This is a genomic window from Flavobacterium sp. UGB4466, assembly GCF_903469665.1.
Lineage (GTDB): Bacteria > Bacteroidota > Bacteroidia > Flavobacteriales > Flavobacteriaceae > Flavobacterium > Flavobacterium lipolyticum.
On the sequence record NZ_CAGKLC010000018.1, the window covers coordinates 20199 to 40795 of the forward strand.

A 20597-nucleotide genomic window follows, 5' to 3' on the forward strand; every position below is an offset into this window, starting at 1 on the left:
ACTTTAAACAATTTAAGACCATCAAATGGAAACAAAGAAACCGGAAAACATTGATGAATATATTGGCAGTTTTCCAAATGATGTTCAGGAAATCTTAGAGAGGATTCGAATGACTGTTCAGAATGCAGCTCCTGATGCCAAAGAAAAAATCAGTTATTCTATGCCGGCTTTTGAGCAAAACGGAATCGTAGTGTATTTTGCAGCTTTCAAAAATCATATTGGACTTTATGCTTTGCCCAGTGGACATGATGCTTTTAAAGAAGAACTTTCAAAATACAAATCCGGAAAAGGCTCTGTACAATTTCCTTTAAATCAGCCTATACCTTATGATTTAATTACCGAAATTGTAAAATTCAGAGTAAAAGAAAATCTGGAAAAAATAAAAAAGAAATAAAGAGGCACAAATCTGACAACTTATATACTACTTATTAAACTTCCCAAAATGCCACAAAACACCTGAAGGATCGTGCAAAAAACACTCGCTTCCCCAATCCTGATGAACGATAGGTGTTAATTTTACTCCATATTTTTCCGTTAAGTTAAGCGCCAAAAGCTGCTTGTAGTAGTAATCGACATCTTCTACTTCTAAAAAAATCATGGTGTTTTCATTCCAGTTTTTATCGTAATAATCCTGAAGATAAAAGGACAAATCTCCCGCTTCAAAAACAGAAAATTTTGGATCTAAAACTCCTTCTTCAAAACCTAAATCCCGATAGAAACTTCTGGAAATCTCAAAATCTTTAGCTCCTATAAAAGGTCGGATCGATATTGCTTTGTGATTCATAAATATTCATTTTAGAAATTAATAAATCAGGTTTCTATTTATCAAAACCGAGTTGTTTTCGCAAATCTAAATTCAGTCCGTATTGTTCCTGGACCGAAATTATTTTTCGTGAATTTTTATTAATATCATTTCCTTCGGCAGTCCATAAAAAAGGATAAAAGTTAAAAACTTCATCGCCTTTCAATTTTGATACTTCGGCTCTCCATCCGTTCCATCTGTTGCCTTGATAAAACTTATCCAGATCATTATCAAAACAGAATCCTAAAAATTCCGAATACGTAATATCCAGCTGTTCGTACTCCAGATTATCAGGAGAGAAATAATACATTTTTCCAACATCACTTCCCAATCCTCCTCCGTTTAGAAGGTAGAAACCTCCAATAGCATCGTCGGCAACTAATAAAAAAGGTGCTGTTTCGCCAAAATCATTAAACGATTTCCCTTTGTTCCAATCCGGAAGCGTGCGATTGAATTTTGCATTTCCTGAACCCAGAATTCTAATCCAGCCATCGTCGATCAAAAGGCCTCCCGTATGGTATACAATAGCTCCCATTGGCGAGCGGGTGCTAACCTGAATTTTGTACAAAACCTCTTTTGCTTTTAAGGCGTCAACCGGCAAAATTTCTACTTTATTTTTTGCTGTTTTAATCCATTCTTCGACCTGAGTCCATCCCGGGTCGACTTTGTCTATAAGTTCTTCGGCTTTTTTCATTTTATTTTGCGCAGTTGCTGTAAGAGTTAAAAAGGTCAATACAATTAAAGGAAATTTTAGTACCATCTTAGAAAATTACAAATTATTTATTCTAGCCTTTTTTCAAAATATTACCCAACCCTCGACCAATTTGTTCTATTGCTTCCAGGCCTTTTGTCAATGGTGTCGCAGTGAAATCATCATAGGCATCCATTGCAGTCTCTTTGCGATCTTCTTGTCCATAAACCAGAATCAGATTGTTATCACTAAATGATTTTTCAAATTTCTGCGGCAATCTGTCAAAAATCGATTGGTACGAAACGGATCCTTTTCTGGAGAAGTTAAAAACAATCAGATCTGTAGCTTTAATTTCATCTGAGATCGATTCAAAATCATCCCAGTTCATAATACTTTTAAAACCTAGTTTGGCATTTAATTTTAATTTAGTAGCAATCTGCACAATGGCCTCATGTGTTTTGTATTCAGCATAAACGACGATCGGAATACTTAATTCCTGAGATAATCGAGAGATCTTTTGCAGCAGCAGGTGAAATCCAACACCTCTTTCGGAGAAAGGCGGACAGATGAAAACCAGTCTTTTTTCCTCAATAAATGTTTTTTGAAACCTGCAGATGAACAAACATTTGTCTACATTATTAATGATCGAGTCTACATTTTCACCGAAAATTTTATCCAAAAAACCGGTTTTTCTAGGCCATCCCACGATCACAATATCGGACATGATTTCTTTGGACGTTCTCGCAATTCCACTTGCCGGATTATGGTCGATTCTGGCAATCGTATTGATTTTCACTTCTGAAGCAGACCCCTGAATAACAAATTTATCAACGGCTTTTCGGTATTTTAAGATATTAATTTCAGCCTGATCGTTATTCGGTACAATCGTTAATAGCGTCACCGGATTAGATGATTTTTTATCTTTTATCAAAAGTGCGAAATCCAGTAAACTTTCCGTAGCCGACGTTTTGGCTAACGGAATCAGGATATGTTCGTCCAGAATCTGATCACCATTGGCATCTTCATTTGAAACTTCCTCTTCACAAATAGCAATCTTTTTAGCCGCTTTTTCTGTCGCGAAAGAAGCCACAATACAAGTAATCAGAATTAAAATAATTGTTCCGTTCAGTATATTTTCGTCTAAAATTTTTGCTTTAAATCCAACCAGAATAACGGCTAAAGTTGCCGCAGCATGTGCACTGCTCAATCCAAAAATAAGCTGTCTTTCGGTTTTGGTATACCTAAATACAATCTGCGTAAAAAAGGCTGCGATCCATTTTCCAAAAATAGCCACCACACTCAAAGTTCCTGCTACAATTAAAGCGGTTGGTCCGCTTAGGATCACGCTGATGTCTACCAGCATTCCCACTGAAATCAGGAAAAAAGGAATGAACAATGAATTCCCAATAAACTCAATTCTGTTCATCAAAGCTGATGAATGCGGAATTAAAGGGTTTAGCGCTAAACCGGCAACGAACGCTCCAATAATAGGCTCTACTCCTGCTACCTCTGCTAAAAACGCAGCAAAAAACACCACTGAAAGTACAAATATATAATGGGCGTGTTTCTCGCTTTCTAATTTTTTAAAGAACCATTTCGCTATTCTTGGAATAACCAAAAACATGATGGCTGAGAAAATGGCCAGCGAAACCGTCAATTTAATCCAGAAAGCCTGATTCAAACTTCCCTGACTGCTTCCCATAATCACCGCCAAAATAATCAAAACGGCAGTATCTGTTAAAATAGTTCCCCCAACCGTAATAGCCACTGCCTGATTTTTTGCGATTCCCAGTTTACTCACAATCGGATATGCCACCAATGTGTGGGTGGCAAACATACTGGCTGTTAAAAAACTCGCATTAAAATCATATTTCAGCAGATAAAAACAAACCGGAAAACCAATCGTTAACGGAAAAATAAAGGTAAAAAAACCAAACAATAAACTCTTATTTCTATTGGCTTTAAACTCATTCATATCCAATTCCAGACCCGCAATAAACATGATATACAAAAGTCCGATTGTCGAAAACAAATCAACAGCAGAGTTCTTGGCCAGAATATTCAATCCGTGCGGTCCAATAATGACTCCCGAAATGATAAGCCCGATAATTCCCGGGATATTAATTTTTTTTAGTAAAATCGGTGACAAGAGGATGATGAAAAGGATCAAAGAAAAAATCAATACCGGATTACTGAGTGGTAATTCGAATTCTTGTAAAAAATGCCTGAAAAATTCTATCATAATGTAATTTTATCTTCTTAACAGTATTTTAATTTTCCGCAGAAAAAAGCGCCAAAAGCAAAATAAAATCTCAGAAGTTATTATTTGTCGTTTCTTCGAAAAGCAGAAAAAACGGCTTCTTTAGTGATTGTTTCATTACAAAAATACCTAAAAAAAATGCGAACTTTCTACGAAAATGGCATATTAAGCAATTAATTTTGTTTCGTTGCCAAATTATTAATATTTAATATTTATTTTAACAAAACTGCAACATTAACAATAGAAAATTGAGCGGGATTGCATTATTCAATTATCTTTGTCTTCATAAAAATTGCACAATGGAAGAATGTATCTCTGTTTTTGATATGCTTAAAATTGGCGTTGGTCCCTCAAGTTCACACACTTTAGGACCATGGAGAGCCGCTGAACGTTTTTTGGAGGAGCTGAAAAACGAATCAATTTTAGACCAGACTAAACGTGTAAAAGTCGATTTATACGGATCTCTTTCCTTAACCGGAAAAGGTCATGCTACTGATTTGTCGGTGATGCTGGGATTAAGCGGGCAGGATCCCGAGTATATTCCGGTTGAAAATATTGCCGGAATTATTAAAAACATTGAAGAACAGCACGAAATTATTCTGGCTAATGAATATAAAATTCCGTTTTACTTTCTTCAGGACATTGTTTTCAATAAAAATTTCCTTCCTTTTCATGCTAATGGATTAAAATTCACAGCGTATAAAGCTGACGATTCTGAATATGAATCTACTTTTTATTCGATTGGCGGAGGTTTTGTCGTTAAAGAAGAACGCACCAATGCTAAAATCAAAGAAGAGATCAAATGTGCCTTCCCTTTCCCGATTCAAAATGCCGTTGAGCTTTTAAATTATACAGTGACCGAAAACAAATCGATTTCTGAAATTGTTTATGAAAACGAAAAATCAATGCGTCCGGAAGCCGAGATTCACTCCGAATTAATGCGCATTTGGCATACCATGTTAGAATGCATGTACATTGGCTGCCATTCAGAAGGAATTCTGCCGGGCGGTCTGAATGTTCGCAGACGTGCTTTTGACATGCATCAGAATTTAATCGGTTTATCTAACTATTCAGATCCGCAAAGCTGGCTGGAAGAAATCAGAAAAACGGAGGTTAAATTTCGTCAAATCCTGAAATGGGTAAGCTGTTTTGCACTTGCCGTGAATGAGGTAAATGCTTCTTTAGGTCGTGTAGTTACTGCTCCTACAAACGGAAGTGCAGGTGTAATCCCGGCTGTTTTGATGTATTATCTGGTAATTGAAAACCATAATGCAGGCGAAAAAGAAATCAAACAATTCCTAATGGTTGCCGGAGAGATTGGCAGTATCTTCAAGAAAGGATCAACCATTTCTGCTGCAATGGGAGGCTGTCAGGCCGAAATTGGTGTATCCTCATCAATGGCTGCTGCAGCACTTTGTGAATTAATGGGTGGATCTCCTGCTCAGGTTTTAATGGCTGCCGAAATTGCCATGGAACATCACTTAGGTCTTACCTGTGACCCAATTGGCGGTTTGGTTCAGATTCCGTGTATCGAAAGAAATACAATGGGAGCCATAAAAGCGATCAATGCGGCTGAACTGGCGCTTGAAACCGATTCTAAAAATGCAAAAGTGCCTTTAGACAAAGTCATCAATACCATGTGGCAAACAGCCAAAGACATGAATTCCAAATACAAAGAAACCTCTGAAGGCGGATTGGCCATTGCCGTAAACATGGCGGATTGCTAAAGAACATTTGCCACAGATTAAAAAGATTTGCACAGATTAAATACGTTTGAATTAAGCTTATTAAAGCTCTTTTTCAATCCTTTTAATCTGTGGCGAAAAAACCACTTCATGAAAAAGCACTTCTTACTTATAGCAATACTGTTTTGCTCTGCTCTGATTCATTCACAGGAACGTTACTTTCTTAATTCTGATACTCGTCTCTATACCTCAACTAATACCGCAGGCGACTTTCTGGGTTATTTTAAATATGGAGCAGAAGTTCGGCTTCTTTCGGAAAGTAAAAATGGCTGGTACAAAGTAAGATCTGACAACTTCTCTGAAGGTTATGTGCCTGAGCAATTTATTGCAAAAAGGTTAAACGCAAAAGATGTTCAAACAAAGGATCCCGAAAATCCAATTATTGAAGGTAACGACAATTACTATGGCAGCAGCCATCTATTTGTTTTAGTCGCCGGTTTAAAAGCAAGAGCACTACCGGATAAAAACTCAAAAATCAGAGCCATTCTCTTCACCGGTGATCCCGTAGCGGTTAATTATCTTCCCAAAAACCCGGACGAATGGGTAAACATACAAGGTCATAGTGATCCTGAATACGCACAATTTACACTTGGAAAATTCCTTGGAAAAAGACCCGATTTTAATTCGTTACTCAAAGATTTTGATAAGCTGAATATCAATGCCATCACAGAACGCAAAACGATTGGCGAAAGAATTGTAGAATTGGCCTGGAACAGTGAAAATGCAAAACTGGCACCCGCTTATCAAAGATATTATGAAGTTGTAAAACAATTAAACGACCCAAAACTTCTGGCCGATACTGAACTGAATATCGCTATTGCCAAAGGATTAGCTAAAACCAAAAAACCGGAAGAAATTACCGCTTTCAGTAAAAAAGCCGAATTTCTTTTAAAAGGAGTAAAAACAAAATCACTCTTTTTTTCGCAAAAAGATTTAGTCAAAAACTTTGGTAAACCTCCTAAAAAAGGAACAGTAAGCGACGAATGTGGTATTTACCTCAGCGAGCTTTTTTACTACTATCCGGATTTTGAAGTTTCAGTAGATGAAAAACAAAATCAGGCTGAAATAACAAAGGTTTTTATCAACGAAAACAACAAACTTGTTTTCAGTCCGACGGCTTCTCTCGATCACAGTCTGACCGAAAAAGCATTTATTGAAAAATACGGGACTTATATCGGTGCTTCCATGAAAAATCCGCATCTGTATGCTATTCAACTGGAAGACAGTGAATTTAGAATAGAATTCAGAGACGGAAAATTATTTACGATTGAAATAATCTTCTATTGCTGATTTCAATCTATAATTATTCAATACTTTTACACATTCAAAAAAACTCAAAAATGTCAGTAGCAAAAAAAGATTATAAAAAGATCACCACAAAGTCATTAATCGAAATGAAAAGCAATGGAGAAAAAATCTCAATGCTTACCGCTTACGATTTTACAATGGCAAAAATTGTTGATACCGCAGGAATCGATGTCATTCTGGTAGGCGACTCTGCATCAAACGTTATGGCAGGTCATGAAACGACATTGCCTATTACTTTAGATCAAATGATTTACCATGCCTCGTCTGTAGTTCGCGCTGTAGACAGAGCCTTAGTAGTGGTAGATTTACCTTTCGGAAGTTACCAGTCAGATCCAAAAGAAGCTTTGCGCTCTGCGATCAGAATCATGAAAGAAAGCGGCGGACATGCTGTAAAACTTGAAGGAGGAAAAGAAATTAAAGAATCGATCAAAAAAATATTAAACGCAGGAATTCCGGTTATGGGACATTTGGGTTTAACACCTCAATCCATCTATAAATTCGGAACCTACAGCGTTCGTGCAAAAGAAGAGGAAGAAGCTGAAAAATTAATTGAAGATGCTAAACTTCTCGAAAAAATTGGCTGTTTTGGTATTGTTTTAGAAAAAATCCCGGCACATTTAGCCGAGCAGGTCGCCAAAAGCATTTCCATTCCGGTAATCGGAATCGGAGCCGGCGGTGGTGTAGACGGACAGGTTCTTGTAATTCATGATATGTTGGGAATGAACAACGAATTCAGCCCTCGTTTCTTACGTCGTTATTTAAATTTATACGAAGAAATGACTCAGGCTATCAGCCAATATGCCGCCGATGTAAAATCGATGGATTTTCCGAATTCGGGGGAACAGTATTAATTTAGACTTGCTTAGACTGCTTAGATGTTAGACTGCTTAGATGTTAGACTGCTTAGATGTTAGACTGCTTAGATGTTAGACTGCTTAGATGTTAGACTTCTTAGATTTTATGATTTTATTTGTCTTAAAAAAAACAAATCTAACTAAGTCTAAGAAGTCTAAGCAAGTCTAAGCAAGTCTAAAAATCTAATTAATCTAAAAGATGCATCAATTTAAAGAGCTGCTAATTTGGAAGAAAAGCAGGTTATTCTGTTCTAAAATTTACAATGTAACTGCTGATTTTCCAAGTGAAGAGAAATTTGGCATCACAAATCAATTGCGAAGGGCTTCCGTTTCTATTGCTTCAAATATAGCCGAAGGTTCTTCAAGAAATTCTAATAAAGAATTTGCGCGATTTTTAGAAATCGCAATTGGTTCAGCATACGAAGTAGAAACACAGCTTCTTATCTCATCAGATTTAGGTTTTATAAACGAAGAAGGCATAACTGAATTAATACTGCTTTTAGAAGAAATAATTAAAATGACATCAAAATTTAGAACTACCTTATTATAAAATCTAAGTAAGTCTAACATCTAAGAAGTCTAAGAAAGTCCAAAATGAAAGTCGTTTCCAACAAAAACAACCTCCAAATCCTACACGAAGACAATCACATCATTGTGGTCAACAAACGTGTGGGTGATATTGTACAAGGAGATAAAACCGGGGATAAACCTTTATCTGATATTGTAAAAGAATACATCAAAGACAAATACAATAAACCCGGAGATGTTTTTCTGGGCGTCATTCATCGTCTGGACAGGCCTACGACAGGAATTGTTGTTTTTGCCAGAACCAGTAAAGCATTGTCACGAATGAACGAAATGTTCAGTAATCGTGAAACTCAAAAGACGTATTGGGCTGTTGTTAAAAATAAACCGCAACAAAACACTGCGAAGCTCGTTCATTATCTCAAAAGAAACGAGAAAAACAATACTTCAAAAGCACATTTAAAGGAAGTTCCGGACAGTAAACTGGCCAGTCTGGATTATACCGTTTTCAAAGAGCTTCAAAATTATGTGGCACTCGAAATCAATTTGCATACCGGCCGCCATCATCAGATTCGTGCCCAGCTGGCAGCGATTGGTTCTCCCATAAAAGGAGATTTAAAATATGGTTTTGACCGAAGTAATCCTGACGGCGGAATACATCTTCATGCGCGAAAATTAGTTTTTGTACATCCGGTTTCTAAAGAAAATATCACGATAATTGCTCCTACTCCCGACGAGACGATCTGGAATGCGCTATGATTTTATGATTTAATTGTTAAAATTTCAAGTTTTATCGATTAACTTGCAGAAGCAAAAAATCAATCGGATTATATACTATGGACTATAAAAACAACATTGCCTACAGGAAAGAAACGTTAAAGAAACTGTTGTACAACATTCAGAAAAGCGAAGATTTGATTGTAAAAGCGTTGTACGATGATTTTAAAAAGCCTGAATTTGAAGCTGTTTTAACCGAAACCAACTATGTAATTTCGGATCTAAAAGATACCATTAGAAACATCAATAAATGGGCGAAACCAAAACGTGTTTTGCCTTCCCTGCTCAATTTCCCTTCTACCGATTATATTTTTAAAGAACCTTACGGAAATGTTTTGGTAATTGCTCCCTGGAATTATCCGTTTCAATTGGCTTTATGTCCTTTAATTTCAGCTGTAGCAGCAGGCAACAGAGTGGTTTTAAAACCTTCAGAACTGACACCTCATACCTCAGCAGTGATTGCTAAAATTATTGAGAAGACCTTTCACGTCAAACATGTAGAAGTTATAGAAGGCGGTGTTGAAGTTTCTAACCAATTACTGGCACAGCGCTGGGATTACATTTTCTTTACCGGAAGTGTTGCTGTTGGAAAAATTGTAGCCAAAGCTGCTGCCGAAAATTTAACTCCCGTAACTTTAGAACTAGGTGGGAAAAACCCGTGTATTATTGACGAAACTGCCAATTTAAAACTGGCGGCAAAACGAATCGTATGGGGAAAATTCATCAATGCCGGACAAACCTGCATTGCACCGGATTACATACTGGTACAGAAAAATATGAAAGTCAATTTTATATCTTTTCTGATAGAAGAAATTCTCAAAGCTTACGGCAAAAAAATAGACAAATCTCCTGATTTTGCCCGAATTATCAATACCAAAAACTGGGTCCGACTAGACAGTATGATCGAACGTGAAAAGGTTATTTTTGGAGGAGAAACAGCTGCTGAAAAAAACTATATCTCTCCTACTTTAATTGAAGAACCTGCTTTGGACAGTCCCGTCATGAAGGAGGAAATATTTGGTCCTATCCTTCCCATTCTGACTTACGAAACTGAGGCTGATATTCACAACGTAATCAGTCGTTATGAAAAACCTCTTGCCTTTTATGTTTTCAGTGAAAATAAAAATTTTGCTAAAAAACTAATTACTTCCCATTCTTTTGGAGGAGGCTGTATCAATGATACCGTGGTTCATTTCTCAAACAAAAGATTACCATTCGGAGGAGTTGGTCATAGTGGGATTGGCGCTTATCACGGACAGTTGAGTTTTGATATTTTTTCACATCACAAAGCTGTCGTAAAAAAAGGAAACTGGCTTGATTTACCTATGCGTTACGCTCCTTACAAAGACAAACTGATATCCCTAAAACGTTTACTGAACTGGTTGTAAGGTTAAAAAAAACAATTTCGCAATGTTTTCAAGATTTTCATATCAAATTGATTAAAAATATTATATTTACGGCACATTAATTATTTAAAATTTCGTCGATATAAAATAATTCTACTCCAATAAAAATGAAATCTACATCCGATCAGATCAAAGACATTAAAAATCATGGCTATACCTTAGATTTTTCAACTGTTTTCAATCATGCTTTTGAAAATTACAAGAAAATAGCCGTCTATGCCGGATTAATGCTGTTGGTTTTTTCGGTATTCTTTGGCATTATTGCTTATCTCATACTAGTTGCATTTTTTGGTATCGACAAATTAACCAATGCAAACTTTCTGAACATACAGCCTCAAAATCTATCTCAAATTTATCTGGTCCTTTATATTATTGGAACAGCCTTAGTATCGGCAATTATGAGTCCTTTTACTGCCGGATTTCTAAAAATGGCCGATTGTGCAGAAAAAGATCAGGAATTTAATGTCTCTACAATTTTTTCCTATTACAAAAGCCGCCATTTCGCACAAATTTTTGCAGCAACCTTTTTGATTTCATTGTTTAGCGTTATCGTTACTACCTTTTTAGAAGTTCAAAAATTAAATGCCTTAGGATTAGTTTTCTCACTGACATTATCTTTTTTTACCTTCTTAACCATTCCGCTTATCGTATTTGGGAACTTAAAAGCCGTTGATGCTATTAAATCAAGTCTCATCTTGATAAGTAAACAGCCTTTGATATTATTAGGACTGATAATTACTATAGTTGGAGCTGTACTGGTTGGCCTTTGTGCATTTTGTATTGGAGTACTTTTTACGATCCCTTTTAGCTATTCCATGACTTATGCCATATATTGTGCTATTGTAAAAACGGATAAAGAAGATCCTATTGACTCTATCGGTCAGTCTGATTTTTAAAAAAATATAAAATTTCAACCAAAAAAGAGTCTAACCTGCTCTGTTGAATTTTTCAAAATAAAAGATTTACTAAACCAAACATACCCCCGAATTCTATGGTAGCAAACTATAGTCTCTTCAATTCGTTGATCCCAGGAGTTGCCATACTTGGTAATGCCCTGAAATCAATTATTACGAAGTGGTATGTCATCAATTCAGACATCATATTTTACAACAATCCTAAACTCATCATGTTAGGTTTGTCGATGATTGCCTTTCTGACCCTTCTCGTATACCAATTCTTCCGGATCAAGAGCAGAATTGGCTACTTCATCGAAAGAAAACCAGAAACAGAAACAGTAAACAGAGAGTATCATCTCTATATTTTGTTCTTTGGTATTGCATTGATTGTAATCGAAATCATCAATGAAATTTTTAAAATCAGGCCAAAGAGTTTACTTTTCGTAAATGTAAGTATTGGCTTCGCGATGCTTTTGTTTTATTTCATAATTGGAAAAATTGAATTTTTAAGAGAGCGGGTACAGTCCATATTTATTTTATCCTTCTTTGTTTATCTCTTTTATGTTGGATACAACATCGTCCATCGCACCAACGATATTATTCCTATAATTGCTTTTTTAATCTTCTTCTACTTCTCCTACAGCATCCTAAAACCCATAAAATTATACTGGTTCTTTGTTGGATTAGTTTTTACCTTTCTGATTACAACAGTTGTTTATCAGTTAATTCCCGTAAAATCATCCATTATCTTAATCAACTACTGCGTACTGATCTTCATTCTTAATCAGGTTAAATATGCCGTTTTACTAAACAACAGTGATAATTTCAGATTCACCAATGAAATTGTACACAAAGGAAACTCACTGACTATTGCTACAAACGAAAAAAACGAAGTCTTGTTTTGCAGTGAGACGATCACTTCTATTCTGGGATATTTACCGGACGAAGTTATGGGGGCTAAATTTTGGAAATTAACGAATGAAACAGACTATCCTGAAAACCTCAGCAATATAAGTCATGAGGAAGACAAACTCTACATCCGGAAACTAAAAAGTAAAAACGGGGAATACAAATACATACAATGGAAAGACAAAAGATTCTCTCAATGTCTGATAATTAGTATCGGCCAGGATGTTACGGAACAAATCACGGTTCGCGATCAATACAAAAATCTGATTCAGACTGCCACAGATATCATTTTTGAAATTGATTCTGATGGTTATTTTACTTTCATCAATGACTTTGGATTTTCGATATTAGGATATGCTGAGAACGAAATTATCGCACAGCATTATTCTAATTTCATCCATGAAAACTATCAGCGTAATGCTGTAGATTTCTACGAAAACCTGGAAATGAATGAAAATAATTTCCCAACTATAGAGATTCCTATTCTGAAGAAAAACGGAAAAAAGCTTTGGATTTCGCAAAAGATTATTGTGCGAAAAAATGATCTAGGACAAACAATTGGCTTTGCCGGAATAGCCCGCGATATTACTGAAATTAGAAATATTGAGAACGACAAAAGAAAACGTCTGAAGAAAATCGAGTCATATAACAATTCGATTAACAAACTCTCGACTACAGATTTTAGTCAATACAACAATTTAAATACGGTTATTGATTACATCATAAAAGAAGCCGCAATTGTAACCAAAACCAATCGGGTGAGCTTCTGGAAATGTCATAAAGACTTAATCAGCTGCAAGAATCTTTTCAGCATTGACAAACAACATCTTAATGACAAAAATATATTGGACAAACAATCTTATCCAATTTACTTTGAAACACTTAAAAACAAAGCAATCATAAATGCCCCAGATGTTTTCAATAAACTCGAAACATCCGAATTTCAAAAATTGTACTTTACCAAAAACCACATCAAATCGATGCTGGATGTACCTATCTTTTTAAACGGACAGCTTGTTGGAGTTGTTTGTTTTGAAAGCACCGAAGAAAAAAGAAACTGGGACAACGAGGACATCAATTACGCCCGTACCATTTCGGATGTAATCTCATTGGCAATCTCCTCACAAATGCGTTTGGAAGCTGAAAAAAAATTAGAATTCAAAAGCCAGCTATTGTCTGCACTTTCCCTGTGTACCGAGAAATTTCTGATGAGTAAATCTACTCAGGAAATGTTTCAGGAAACCTACAATTTAATTGGAAAAGCAGCCAAAGTAGACCATATGTACTACTACGAAAAAGATTTCACAACAAATACTGTAAGCCAGAAATACAAATGGTCCAGACAGGGTATTGAGCATCAGATCACAAAATTACAACGATTAACAAAAGATCAATTGCAAGAAATTTATGAGGCCGCTCAGAACAAAAAAATCGTCAATACCCTTACCCGCAAACTCGACGATACTTTTTTTAAACAACTACTGATTGCCAATGAAATCAAATCGATTCTGATACTACCGCTGTACATCAACGATATTTTTACCGGATTCATAGGCTTCGACGATTGCACCAAAGAACGAAAATGGTCTGAAGAAGAAATTTACATCTTTCAGGTCCTGGCAAATAACATCTCATCGGCACTGGAAAGAAACCGAAACGAAACCAAAATTCTCGAAAGTGAGGAAAAATTCAAATTAATCGCCAACAACATTCCCGGCACGGTATACTTGTCCAAATTTGATGCTTTCTCCACTAAGATATTTCTTAATGATGAAATTTTAAACCTTACCGGTTATTCCAAATCAGAATTTATTGAGAATAATTTATCCTTTTTATCTCTTATTCATCCTGATGACAAAGACGAAGTGGTCAACAACCAAATCGATAATTTACAAAGTGGAATGCCGCTGCACAATGTATATCGCATCCGACGGAAAACCGGTGAATTTATCTGGGTAGAAGAATTTGGAGACGTGATTAAAAAAGGGGATGAAATTGAATTTGTGGGTGGAATTTATTTCGACATTACCAACAAAAAAGAAAGTGAAGATGCCATAAAAGCCAAACAGCTTGCCGAGGCAGCCAATAAATCTAAATCAGATTTCCTGGCCAATATGTCGCATGAAATCAGAACTCCTTTGAATGGTATTATTGGTTTCACACATTTACTGATGAATACCGGCCTTGAAGAAATTCAGGAAAAATACATGACCACGATCAACCAATCGGCGCATTCACTACTGGATATCATCAATGACATTCTTGACTTTTCTAAAATCGAAGCGGGAAAACTGGAACTTTTTATCGATCTATACGACATCAAAAAAGTACTCGGACAAGTTTTTGATTTAATCGTCTACGAATCCAATCAAAAAAATCTGCAGTTAGAATTAAATGTCGCACCCGATGTCCCTAAATACATCTGGACAGATATTGTGCGTATCAAACAAATCTTAATTAATCTGCTTTCAAATGCTGTTAAGTTTACCAACGAAGGTTCTATCAAACTTAATGTTTCAGTTCTGGAAAAAAGCAACAACAACGATTGCATAATCCGATTTTCGGTGGTGGATACCGGAATTGGAATTCTCGAAAAAAATCAGAAGAAAATCTTCAAAGCCTTTTCTCAGGAGGATAGCTCTACGACGAGAAAATTTGGAGGTACGGGATTAGGACTCACTATTTCAAATCAATTGCTCGCTTTAATGGAAAGCCGCTTACAGTTAGAAAGTAAAATCGACGTAGGAAGTATTTTTTATTTCGACCTGAACTTAAAAACTAGCAATCAAAGCATTAGCGAGAAATACAATACCGAACTTCAAACTATCGGTCTCGAACTAAATTCTGACGACCCGGTTTCAAATCAAAAAAACATTACCTTTTTGATTGTTGAAGACAACAAGGTCAACATGCTGCTTTTAAAAACCATCATCAAAAATTTGTATAGCGGTGCCTACATACACGAATGCGAAAATGGTTACGAGGCCGTAAGTCAATTTGAAAACATCAATCCTGATTTGGTTTTCATGGACATTCAGATGCCTATTATGAACGGTTATGAAACCACAAGAGCTATCAGAAATACCATTACAGGAAAAGACATTCCGATCATTGCCGTGACAGCTGGTGCCGAAAAAGAGGAACGCAACAAATGCCTTTCTGCGGGAATGAATGACTACATCTCTAAGCCCATAATGAAAGGTAGTGTAGAAGAAGCTTTGGTAAAATGGTTAAAATAACGCAAAACTAAATTCGGCTATTACGTCATTATTCCTAAAAAAAATATAAATTCGTACAACACAAACCTTTACGAACTAAAATTCAATTACTATGAAATGGAAAGGAACGCGAGAAAGCGATAATGTTGAAGACCGAAGATCAATTTCTGGCGGAAAAGTTGCCATTGGCGGTGGAGTTATCGGTATAATTATTCTATTATTAAATGTTTTTGGTGGTGAAACCGGCCAAACTGTAGGTAATGTATTAGAGCAAATGCAAGGCGGACAACAAACCACTGAAACTGCTGCCCCATTGAGTAAAGAAGATGAAGAAATGGGACATTTTGTAAGATCAGTTCTGGCTAAAACGGAAGACACCTGGGAGAAAAAATTCGCAGCAGAAGGACTTACTTATAAAAAACCTAAATTGGTTCTCTTTAAAGGCTCTGAACAAACTGCATGTGGTGGAGCTTCATCTGCATCCGGGCCGTTTTATTGCCCGGGAGACCAAAAAGTATATATGGATTTAGGCTTCTTTGAAGAACTAAAAACTAAATTTGGTGCCCAAGGTGGGGATTTTGCTATTGCGTACGTTATAGCGCACGAAATAGGCCATCACATACAAACATTGCTGGGAACCTCGGCAAAAATGCGACAGGCACAGGAAGGAAAAAGTGAAGCAGAAGCCAATAAACTGTCTGTAGCCCTCGAATTACAAGCCGACTTTTATGCCGGAGTATGGGCTCATGACAACCAACAATATATAGAAGCTGGCGATATCGAAGAAGCTTTAAGTGCAGCCAACGCCGTTGGAGACGACGCCATTCAAAGCAAAATGCAGGGACAAGTGGTTCCGGATTCCTTTACTCACGGTACATCCGCACAGAGAATGTTCTGGTTCAAAAAAGGTTTCCAAACCGGAGACATCAAACAAGGTAATACCTTTGATGAAATAAGATAGTTCACAAACTAAATTATAATAAACAAAAAAGCATGATTTTTTTTGAATCATGCTTTTTTTTCAAAATATCAAAAAAACTACTTTTATTAAGACAAGAGTATTTTTTTTTAATTTATAACTGTAAAACTTTATATAATCTTAATTTACGTTAAACTTTCATAAAGAGAGTCTATATGAGGAAACCCTCTTAAGTCTATAACATTTGTGCTTTGTCTTCTACCTTTCCATTTCATACCACCTACCACAGTTTTCATTTCCTTACCAGAAAGAGTTTTTACAGAACTCAAATCCATTTTTTTAATTGTTTTTTTCATTGGTTAAATTTTTAGTATTAATAAATCAATAATCTAACAAGAACATCTTATGACTTTACCAGATAGACTACTGTTTCAAATATAAGACTTTATCCTTATAACAATGAAATAACAATAAGTTTTTACTTAAAAAAAAATAAGTACTAATATTTAAAAGTTAAATTTCAAATCAATACCCATTTTTGAGCTTGAGATTTTAAACACAAAAATCGAAAACCCAATTACAACAACAAAAAAAAGCGTGATTTCTCAATCATTCTTTTTTGGTTAAAAACGATCCGAACTTATGTTGATTATTTTGAAACCTTAAATGTTGTAGCATAGATCAAAACAAACATTTTCTTGCTGTTCTGGTCTATTACCTACATAATAAATTGAATGATAATACGAATGTAAGCAACAACCACCTTATCTAGAAAACAAAAAAAACTAATCACCAGTACTTTCCCTCACCTAGCACAATATCCTTTTATCATTCAGAGTGATGAATATAAATAAAAACCCCTGAATCGAAATTGTCCTTTAGATTTTTTTTGCAATTATTGGGGTTTATTACAAATTATTCAAATTCCAAATTTTAAATTCGATTCAGGAGAAATGCTAGGATCTACCTTACAGTGCTACCATTTTTACTTTAATAGACCATACTCTTATAGGTTAAGTACTTATTTTTTTTTACACTGTAAAGGTAGCACTGAATTTCAACCCATTACATGATTAAAATCATAGGAGATTATTTTTTTTATTTGATCATGACATTCTGTAGCTGATCTGATCTTTGCTCTTCTGGACGATACTACCCTATAACTTAAATCATAGTGCTTTGCACTATGCTGTTGCTAAGGCTCTTTCAGAGCAACAGCTTACTATATTCCCCACAAAGCTCGAAACGGAAGCCTGAAACTTGGAATTCGGAATTTGAAACCTGAAACCTGAAACTTAAAACCCAAAACTCGAAACTTGAAACTTGAAACCCGAAACTTGAAACTTGAAACCTAGAACCCGAAACTTCAAACCTGAAACTTCAAACCTGAATTTATCAAATCCTCAAGGCTTCGTTTTTGTATAAACACAAAAAAAGCCTTGAATTTCTTCAAGGCTTTGATTTCTGGGTGGCTGACCGGGTTCGAACCGGCGACCCGCGGCACCACAAACCGCTACTCTAACCAACTGAGCTACAACCACCATTTTTTTTTGCTTCTGCATTTCTGCTTAGCGAGTGCAAATATATAACTAATGTTGAGTTCTACAAAGAAAAAAATGAAAAATTTACAGTAAATTTTCTAAACTATTGACAGCCAAACACCTTTCAACAGTAAAACCTTCAGCAAAATCTTTACCAACAAGCCTTCCTAAATCCTTCGCACGATAATCTAAACTTTCAAAGAAGTTTTTACTCGTAATTGGTGTAGCTGGTTCTTTTGAATTTGGGTCATAAAACTGAGTTTTATATGCCGAAACCGCTTCAACCTTTTTCTTTTCAAAACCTGTAATATCCACTACAAAGTCCGGCACGATGTTTTTCCACTGTATATAATGATACACCACCTTTGGTCGCCAGGCTTCCTGACGCTCTCCGTCGATCGAGGTTTCGATTTTTGCCAATCCAGACAAGAAGCAGGCATCCGAAACTAATTTACTGCCTTTCCCGTGATCAATATGGCGGTCGTCAATTGCATTACACAATACAATCTCTGGTTTGTACTTTCGAATCATTTTAATGACCTCCAGCTGGTGTTTTTCATCATTCGTAAAAAAGCCATCACGCATGCCCAGATTTTCACGAACCAAAACTCCTAATATCTTTGCTGCCTCTTTCGCTTCTTCATCTCTGATTTCCGCCGTACCACGCGTTCCTAACTCTCCACGTGTCAAATCGACAATACCCACTTTTTTACCCAGTGATACTTCTTTTAAAATTGTTCCCGCGCAACCCAATTCTACATCATCAGGATGTGCACCAAATGCTAATATGTCTAGTTTCATAATTTTTAATATCTGTTTCAAAAATCAATTTCAATTACAATACTGAAAATCAAAATTGATGTTTTGTCTATTCTCTTTACTCTATTCTCTTTACTCTTTACTCTTTACTCTATTTTCTATTCTCTTTACTCTATTCTCTTTACTCTATTCTCTTTTTTTTGTTTCAGGTTTCAGGTTTAAAGTTTCAGGTTTAGTCGCAGTCGCAGTATACAGTCTCAGTAACTGAAAACTGCGACTGCGACTGAAAACTCATAACTCATAACTCATAACTCTCAACACTCTTTTCATTGTCATCGACTTGTTCACGCTTTCCTCCCACTCCTTTTCCGGAACGCTTTCCCTTGTAATACCACACCCCATGTAAAGAATCACCTTATTCTCCTGAATTTGCATGCTGCGTAAATTTACGTAGAAATCAGAACTGATCTCATCATGAGCAAAACTGCTGTTTAACTCCCCGAGAAATCCCGTATAAAAAGTCCTGTCGTAATTTTCATTTTCAATAATAAATGCCTTTGCCTTTTTCTTTGGCAGACCGCAAACTGCGGGTGTCGGATGCAATGTATCGATTACTTCCTCAAGCGTCGAATTCTCATTCAATACTCCCGAAATATCTGTTTTGATATGCCAGATCGATCCCGCTTTTACACTGTAAGGTTCAGATACATCCACAGAAGAAGCTACTTCACGTAATCTTTTTACAATAAAGTCAGTTACATATTGCTGCTCGTCTTTCTCCTTTTGCTGCCATAAGATATCCGTTTCCAGGGTTGCTTTTTGTGTTCCGGCCAAAGCCACTGTTTCAAAAACATTTCCGTTGGCTTTCAGCAGTCGTTCCGGTGTGGCTCCCATCCAGAAACCTATTTTTGGATGAAAAAAAACATATGAGAAAGTCGTGGGATACAATTGAATCAAGTGCTGAAAAGTAGACACAAAATCGAACTCGCTTAAAGTTACTTCTTCGCTTCTGGATAATACTACCTTTTTGAATTCGTCATTTTGAATCGCCTGAATTCCTTTTGAAACCAATGCTTCGTAGTGTAATCTGGCTTTGTTATCAATAACTGGATCTTCCATTTCAGCAGTCTCAAAAGCAATTTCCAGTTGTTCTGCTGTTAAAATTTCAGATTCATTCTCCGGAATCAATATCAGTTGTTTTTCATCAAAAGAAGCAAAAACAAAGCCTTTTTCCTTGTAATCGGAGATTTTATGCAACGTATCATTTTGCTGCAAAAGCGCAAAAATAGTGGTAGAATTCGGTTTAGAGTACATTACAAAAGGCAAACACTTTTCGTACTGTACTTTAATTTTAGAAAAAAAATCATTCATACTTCCTATACTGTTTTCTTTTTTTCCAAAACCATATTGGTCAGTTTGCAAATCGAAATCAGATTTCCTTCTTCATCCGTAATCTTGATTTCCCACAAGTGAATACTTCTTCCTTTGTGAATGATTCTTGCCGTTCCAAAAACCCATCCTTCCCGAATACTTTTCAAATGATTTGCTGAAATCTCGATTCCACGTACTTCCTGTTCTTTCATATCAATAAAAAAGAAAGACGCTGCACTACCAACACTTTCAGCCAGAGCTACTGAAGCTCCGCCGTGTAACAAGCCCATTGGCTGATGAACAGAAGGATTTACAGGCATTTTTGCAGTTAAAAAATCAGGCCCTGCATCGATATATTCTATTTTTAGCGTTTCCATCAATGTGTTTTTTGAGAACTCATTACAGCGCGCTAAAATCTGCTCTTTTGTATAATTCATTAAAATAGTCTTTAAAAACGTAAAATTAAAGAAAAGATGAGATACAAATTTGAAAATCCCATTCTAAAATTAAAAATCCACTTCAAACGTGTAAGTTTTTTGTTATTTTTACAAAAACATTAATTGTTAATCTGTTGCAGATATTTTTTTGATACCACAGATTACACAGATTTTCACAG

General features: G+C 36.0%; 17 protein-coding genes and 1 tRNA gene. 10 read left to right on the forward strand and 8 right to left on the reverse strand.

The window, feature by feature from the left end; all coding sequences use genetic code 11:
- Positions 1-25: 25 nt before the first annotated feature.
- A complete protein-coding gene (locus JO950_RS07180; RefSeq protein WP_202702034.1) occupies positions 26-394 on the forward strand; it encodes an iron chaperone in 369 nt (122 codons plus the stop codon).
- Between the two features lie 27 nt (positions 395-421).
- Here JO950_RS07180 and JO950_RS07185 read toward each other — a convergent pair whose 3' ends face one another.
- From JO950_RS07185 to JO950_RS07195, 3 genes are read right to left on the reverse strand one after another with little or no spacing between them, the layout of a single operon-like run.
- The gene (locus JO950_RS07185) at positions 422-784 is read right to left on the reverse strand and encodes a glyoxalase (RefSeq protein ID WP_202702035.1); all 363 of its coding nucleotides are present in this window, start codon (positions 782-784) and stop codon (positions 422-424) included.
- 34 nt (positions 785-818) lie between these two features.
- A complete protein-coding gene (locus JO950_RS07190; protein WP_202702036.1) occupies positions 819-1562 on the reverse strand; it encodes a DUF2625 domain-containing protein in 744 nt (247 codons plus the stop codon).
- A 25-nt stretch (positions 1563-1587) separates the two neighbouring features.
- On the reverse strand, positions 1588-3735 hold the full coding sequence (locus tag JO950_RS07195) for a cation:proton antiporter (RefSeq protein ID WP_202702037.1): 2148 nt from the start codon (positions 3733-3735) through the stop codon (positions 1588-1590).
- 317 nt (positions 3736-4052) lie between these two features.
- Here JO950_RS07195 and JO950_RS07200 point away from each other — a divergent pair, with 317 nt between their 5' ends.
- The 9 genes from JO950_RS07200 to JO950_RS07240 all read left to right on the forward strand — a co-directional run bounded on the left by JO950_RS07200 (position 4053) and on the right by JO950_RS07240 (position 16352).
- Complete coding sequence (locus JO950_RS07200; protein ID WP_202702038.1) at positions 4053-5480, forward strand: L-serine ammonia-lyase; 1428 nt, start codon at positions 4053-4055, stop codon at positions 5478-5480.
- A 108-nt stretch (positions 5481-5588) separates the two neighbouring features.
- The gene (locus tag JO950_RS07205) at positions 5589-6788 is read left to right on the forward strand and encodes an SH3 domain-containing protein (RefSeq protein WP_202702039.1); all 1200 of its coding nucleotides are present in this window, start codon (positions 5589-5591) and stop codon (positions 6786-6788) included.
- A gap of 50 nt (positions 6789-6838) precedes the next feature.
- Positions 6839-7657, forward strand: coding sequence for a 3-methyl-2-oxobutanoate hydroxymethyltransferase (gene panB / locus JO950_RS07210; RefSeq protein ID WP_202702040.1), 819 nt, complete (start codon positions 6839-6841; stop codon positions 7655-7657).
- A 202-nt stretch (positions 7658-7859) separates the two neighbouring features.
- Positions 7860-8210, forward strand: coding sequence for a four helix bundle protein (locus JO950_RS07215; RefSeq protein ID WP_202702041.1), 351 nt, complete (start codon positions 7860-7862; stop codon positions 8208-8210).
- A 44-nt stretch (positions 8211-8254) separates the two neighbouring features.
- Entirely contained in the window at positions 8255-8944 is a 690-nt protein-coding gene (locus JO950_RS07220; RefSeq protein ID WP_202702042.1) for an RluA family pseudouridine synthase, read from the forward strand.
- Between the two features lie 77 nt (positions 8945-9021).
- The gene (locus JO950_RS07225) at positions 9022-10350 is read left to right on the forward strand and encodes an aldehyde dehydrogenase (protein WP_202702043.1); all 1329 of its coding nucleotides are present in this window, start codon (positions 9022-9024) and stop codon (positions 10348-10350) included.
- Between the two features lie 125 nt (positions 10351-10475).
- Positions 10476-11264, forward strand: a complete 789-nt coding sequence (locus tag JO950_RS07230; RefSeq protein ID WP_202702044.1) for a hypothetical protein — start codon at positions 10476-10478, stop codon at positions 11262-11264.
- 95 nt (positions 11265-11359) lie between these two features.
- The gene (locus tag JO950_RS07235) at positions 11360-15412 is read left to right on the forward strand and encodes a PAS domain S-box protein (RefSeq protein WP_202702045.1); all 4053 of its coding nucleotides are present in this window, start codon (positions 11360-11362) and stop codon (positions 15410-15412) included.
- Positions 15413-15503: 91 nt separating this feature from the next.
- The gene (locus JO950_RS07240) at positions 15504-16352 is read left to right on the forward strand and encodes a neutral zinc metallopeptidase (protein WP_202702046.1); all 849 of its coding nucleotides are present in this window, start codon (positions 15504-15506) and stop codon (positions 16350-16352) included.
- A gap of 143 nt (positions 16353-16495) precedes the next feature.
- Here JO950_RS07240 and JO950_RS07245 read toward each other — a convergent pair whose 3' ends face one another.
- The 5 genes from JO950_RS07245 to JO950_RS07265 all read right to left on the reverse strand — a co-directional run bounded on the left by JO950_RS07245 (position 16496) and on the right by JO950_RS07265 (position 20418).
- Positions 16496-16666: a hypothetical protein gene (locus JO950_RS07245; RefSeq protein WP_202702047.1), complete on the reverse strand. Its 171-nt coding sequence runs from the start codon at positions 16664-16666 to the stop codon at positions 16496-16498.
- A 1111-nt stretch (positions 16667-17777) separates the two neighbouring features.
- Positions 17778-17851 (reverse strand) — tRNA-His (locus JO950_RS07250).
- Between the two features lie 84 nt (positions 17852-17935).
- Positions 17936-18652: a bacillithiol biosynthesis deacetylase BshB1 gene (gene bshB1 / locus JO950_RS07255; RefSeq protein WP_017496065.1), complete on the reverse strand. Its 717-nt coding sequence runs from the start codon at positions 18650-18652 to the stop codon at positions 17936-17938.
- 249 nt (positions 18653-18901) lie between these two features.
- On the reverse strand, positions 18902-19981 hold the full coding sequence (locus JO950_RS07260) for a chorismate-binding protein (RefSeq protein ID WP_202702048.1): 1080 nt from the start codon (positions 19979-19981) through the stop codon (positions 18902-18904).
- 5 nt (positions 19982-19986) lie between these two features.
- Positions 19987-20418 (reverse strand): PaaI family thioesterase, encoded by a 432-nt coding sequence (locus tag JO950_RS07265; protein ID WP_202702049.1) that lies wholly within the window; start codon positions 20416-20418, stop codon positions 19987-19989.
- Positions 20419-20597: the final 179 nt, after the last annotated feature.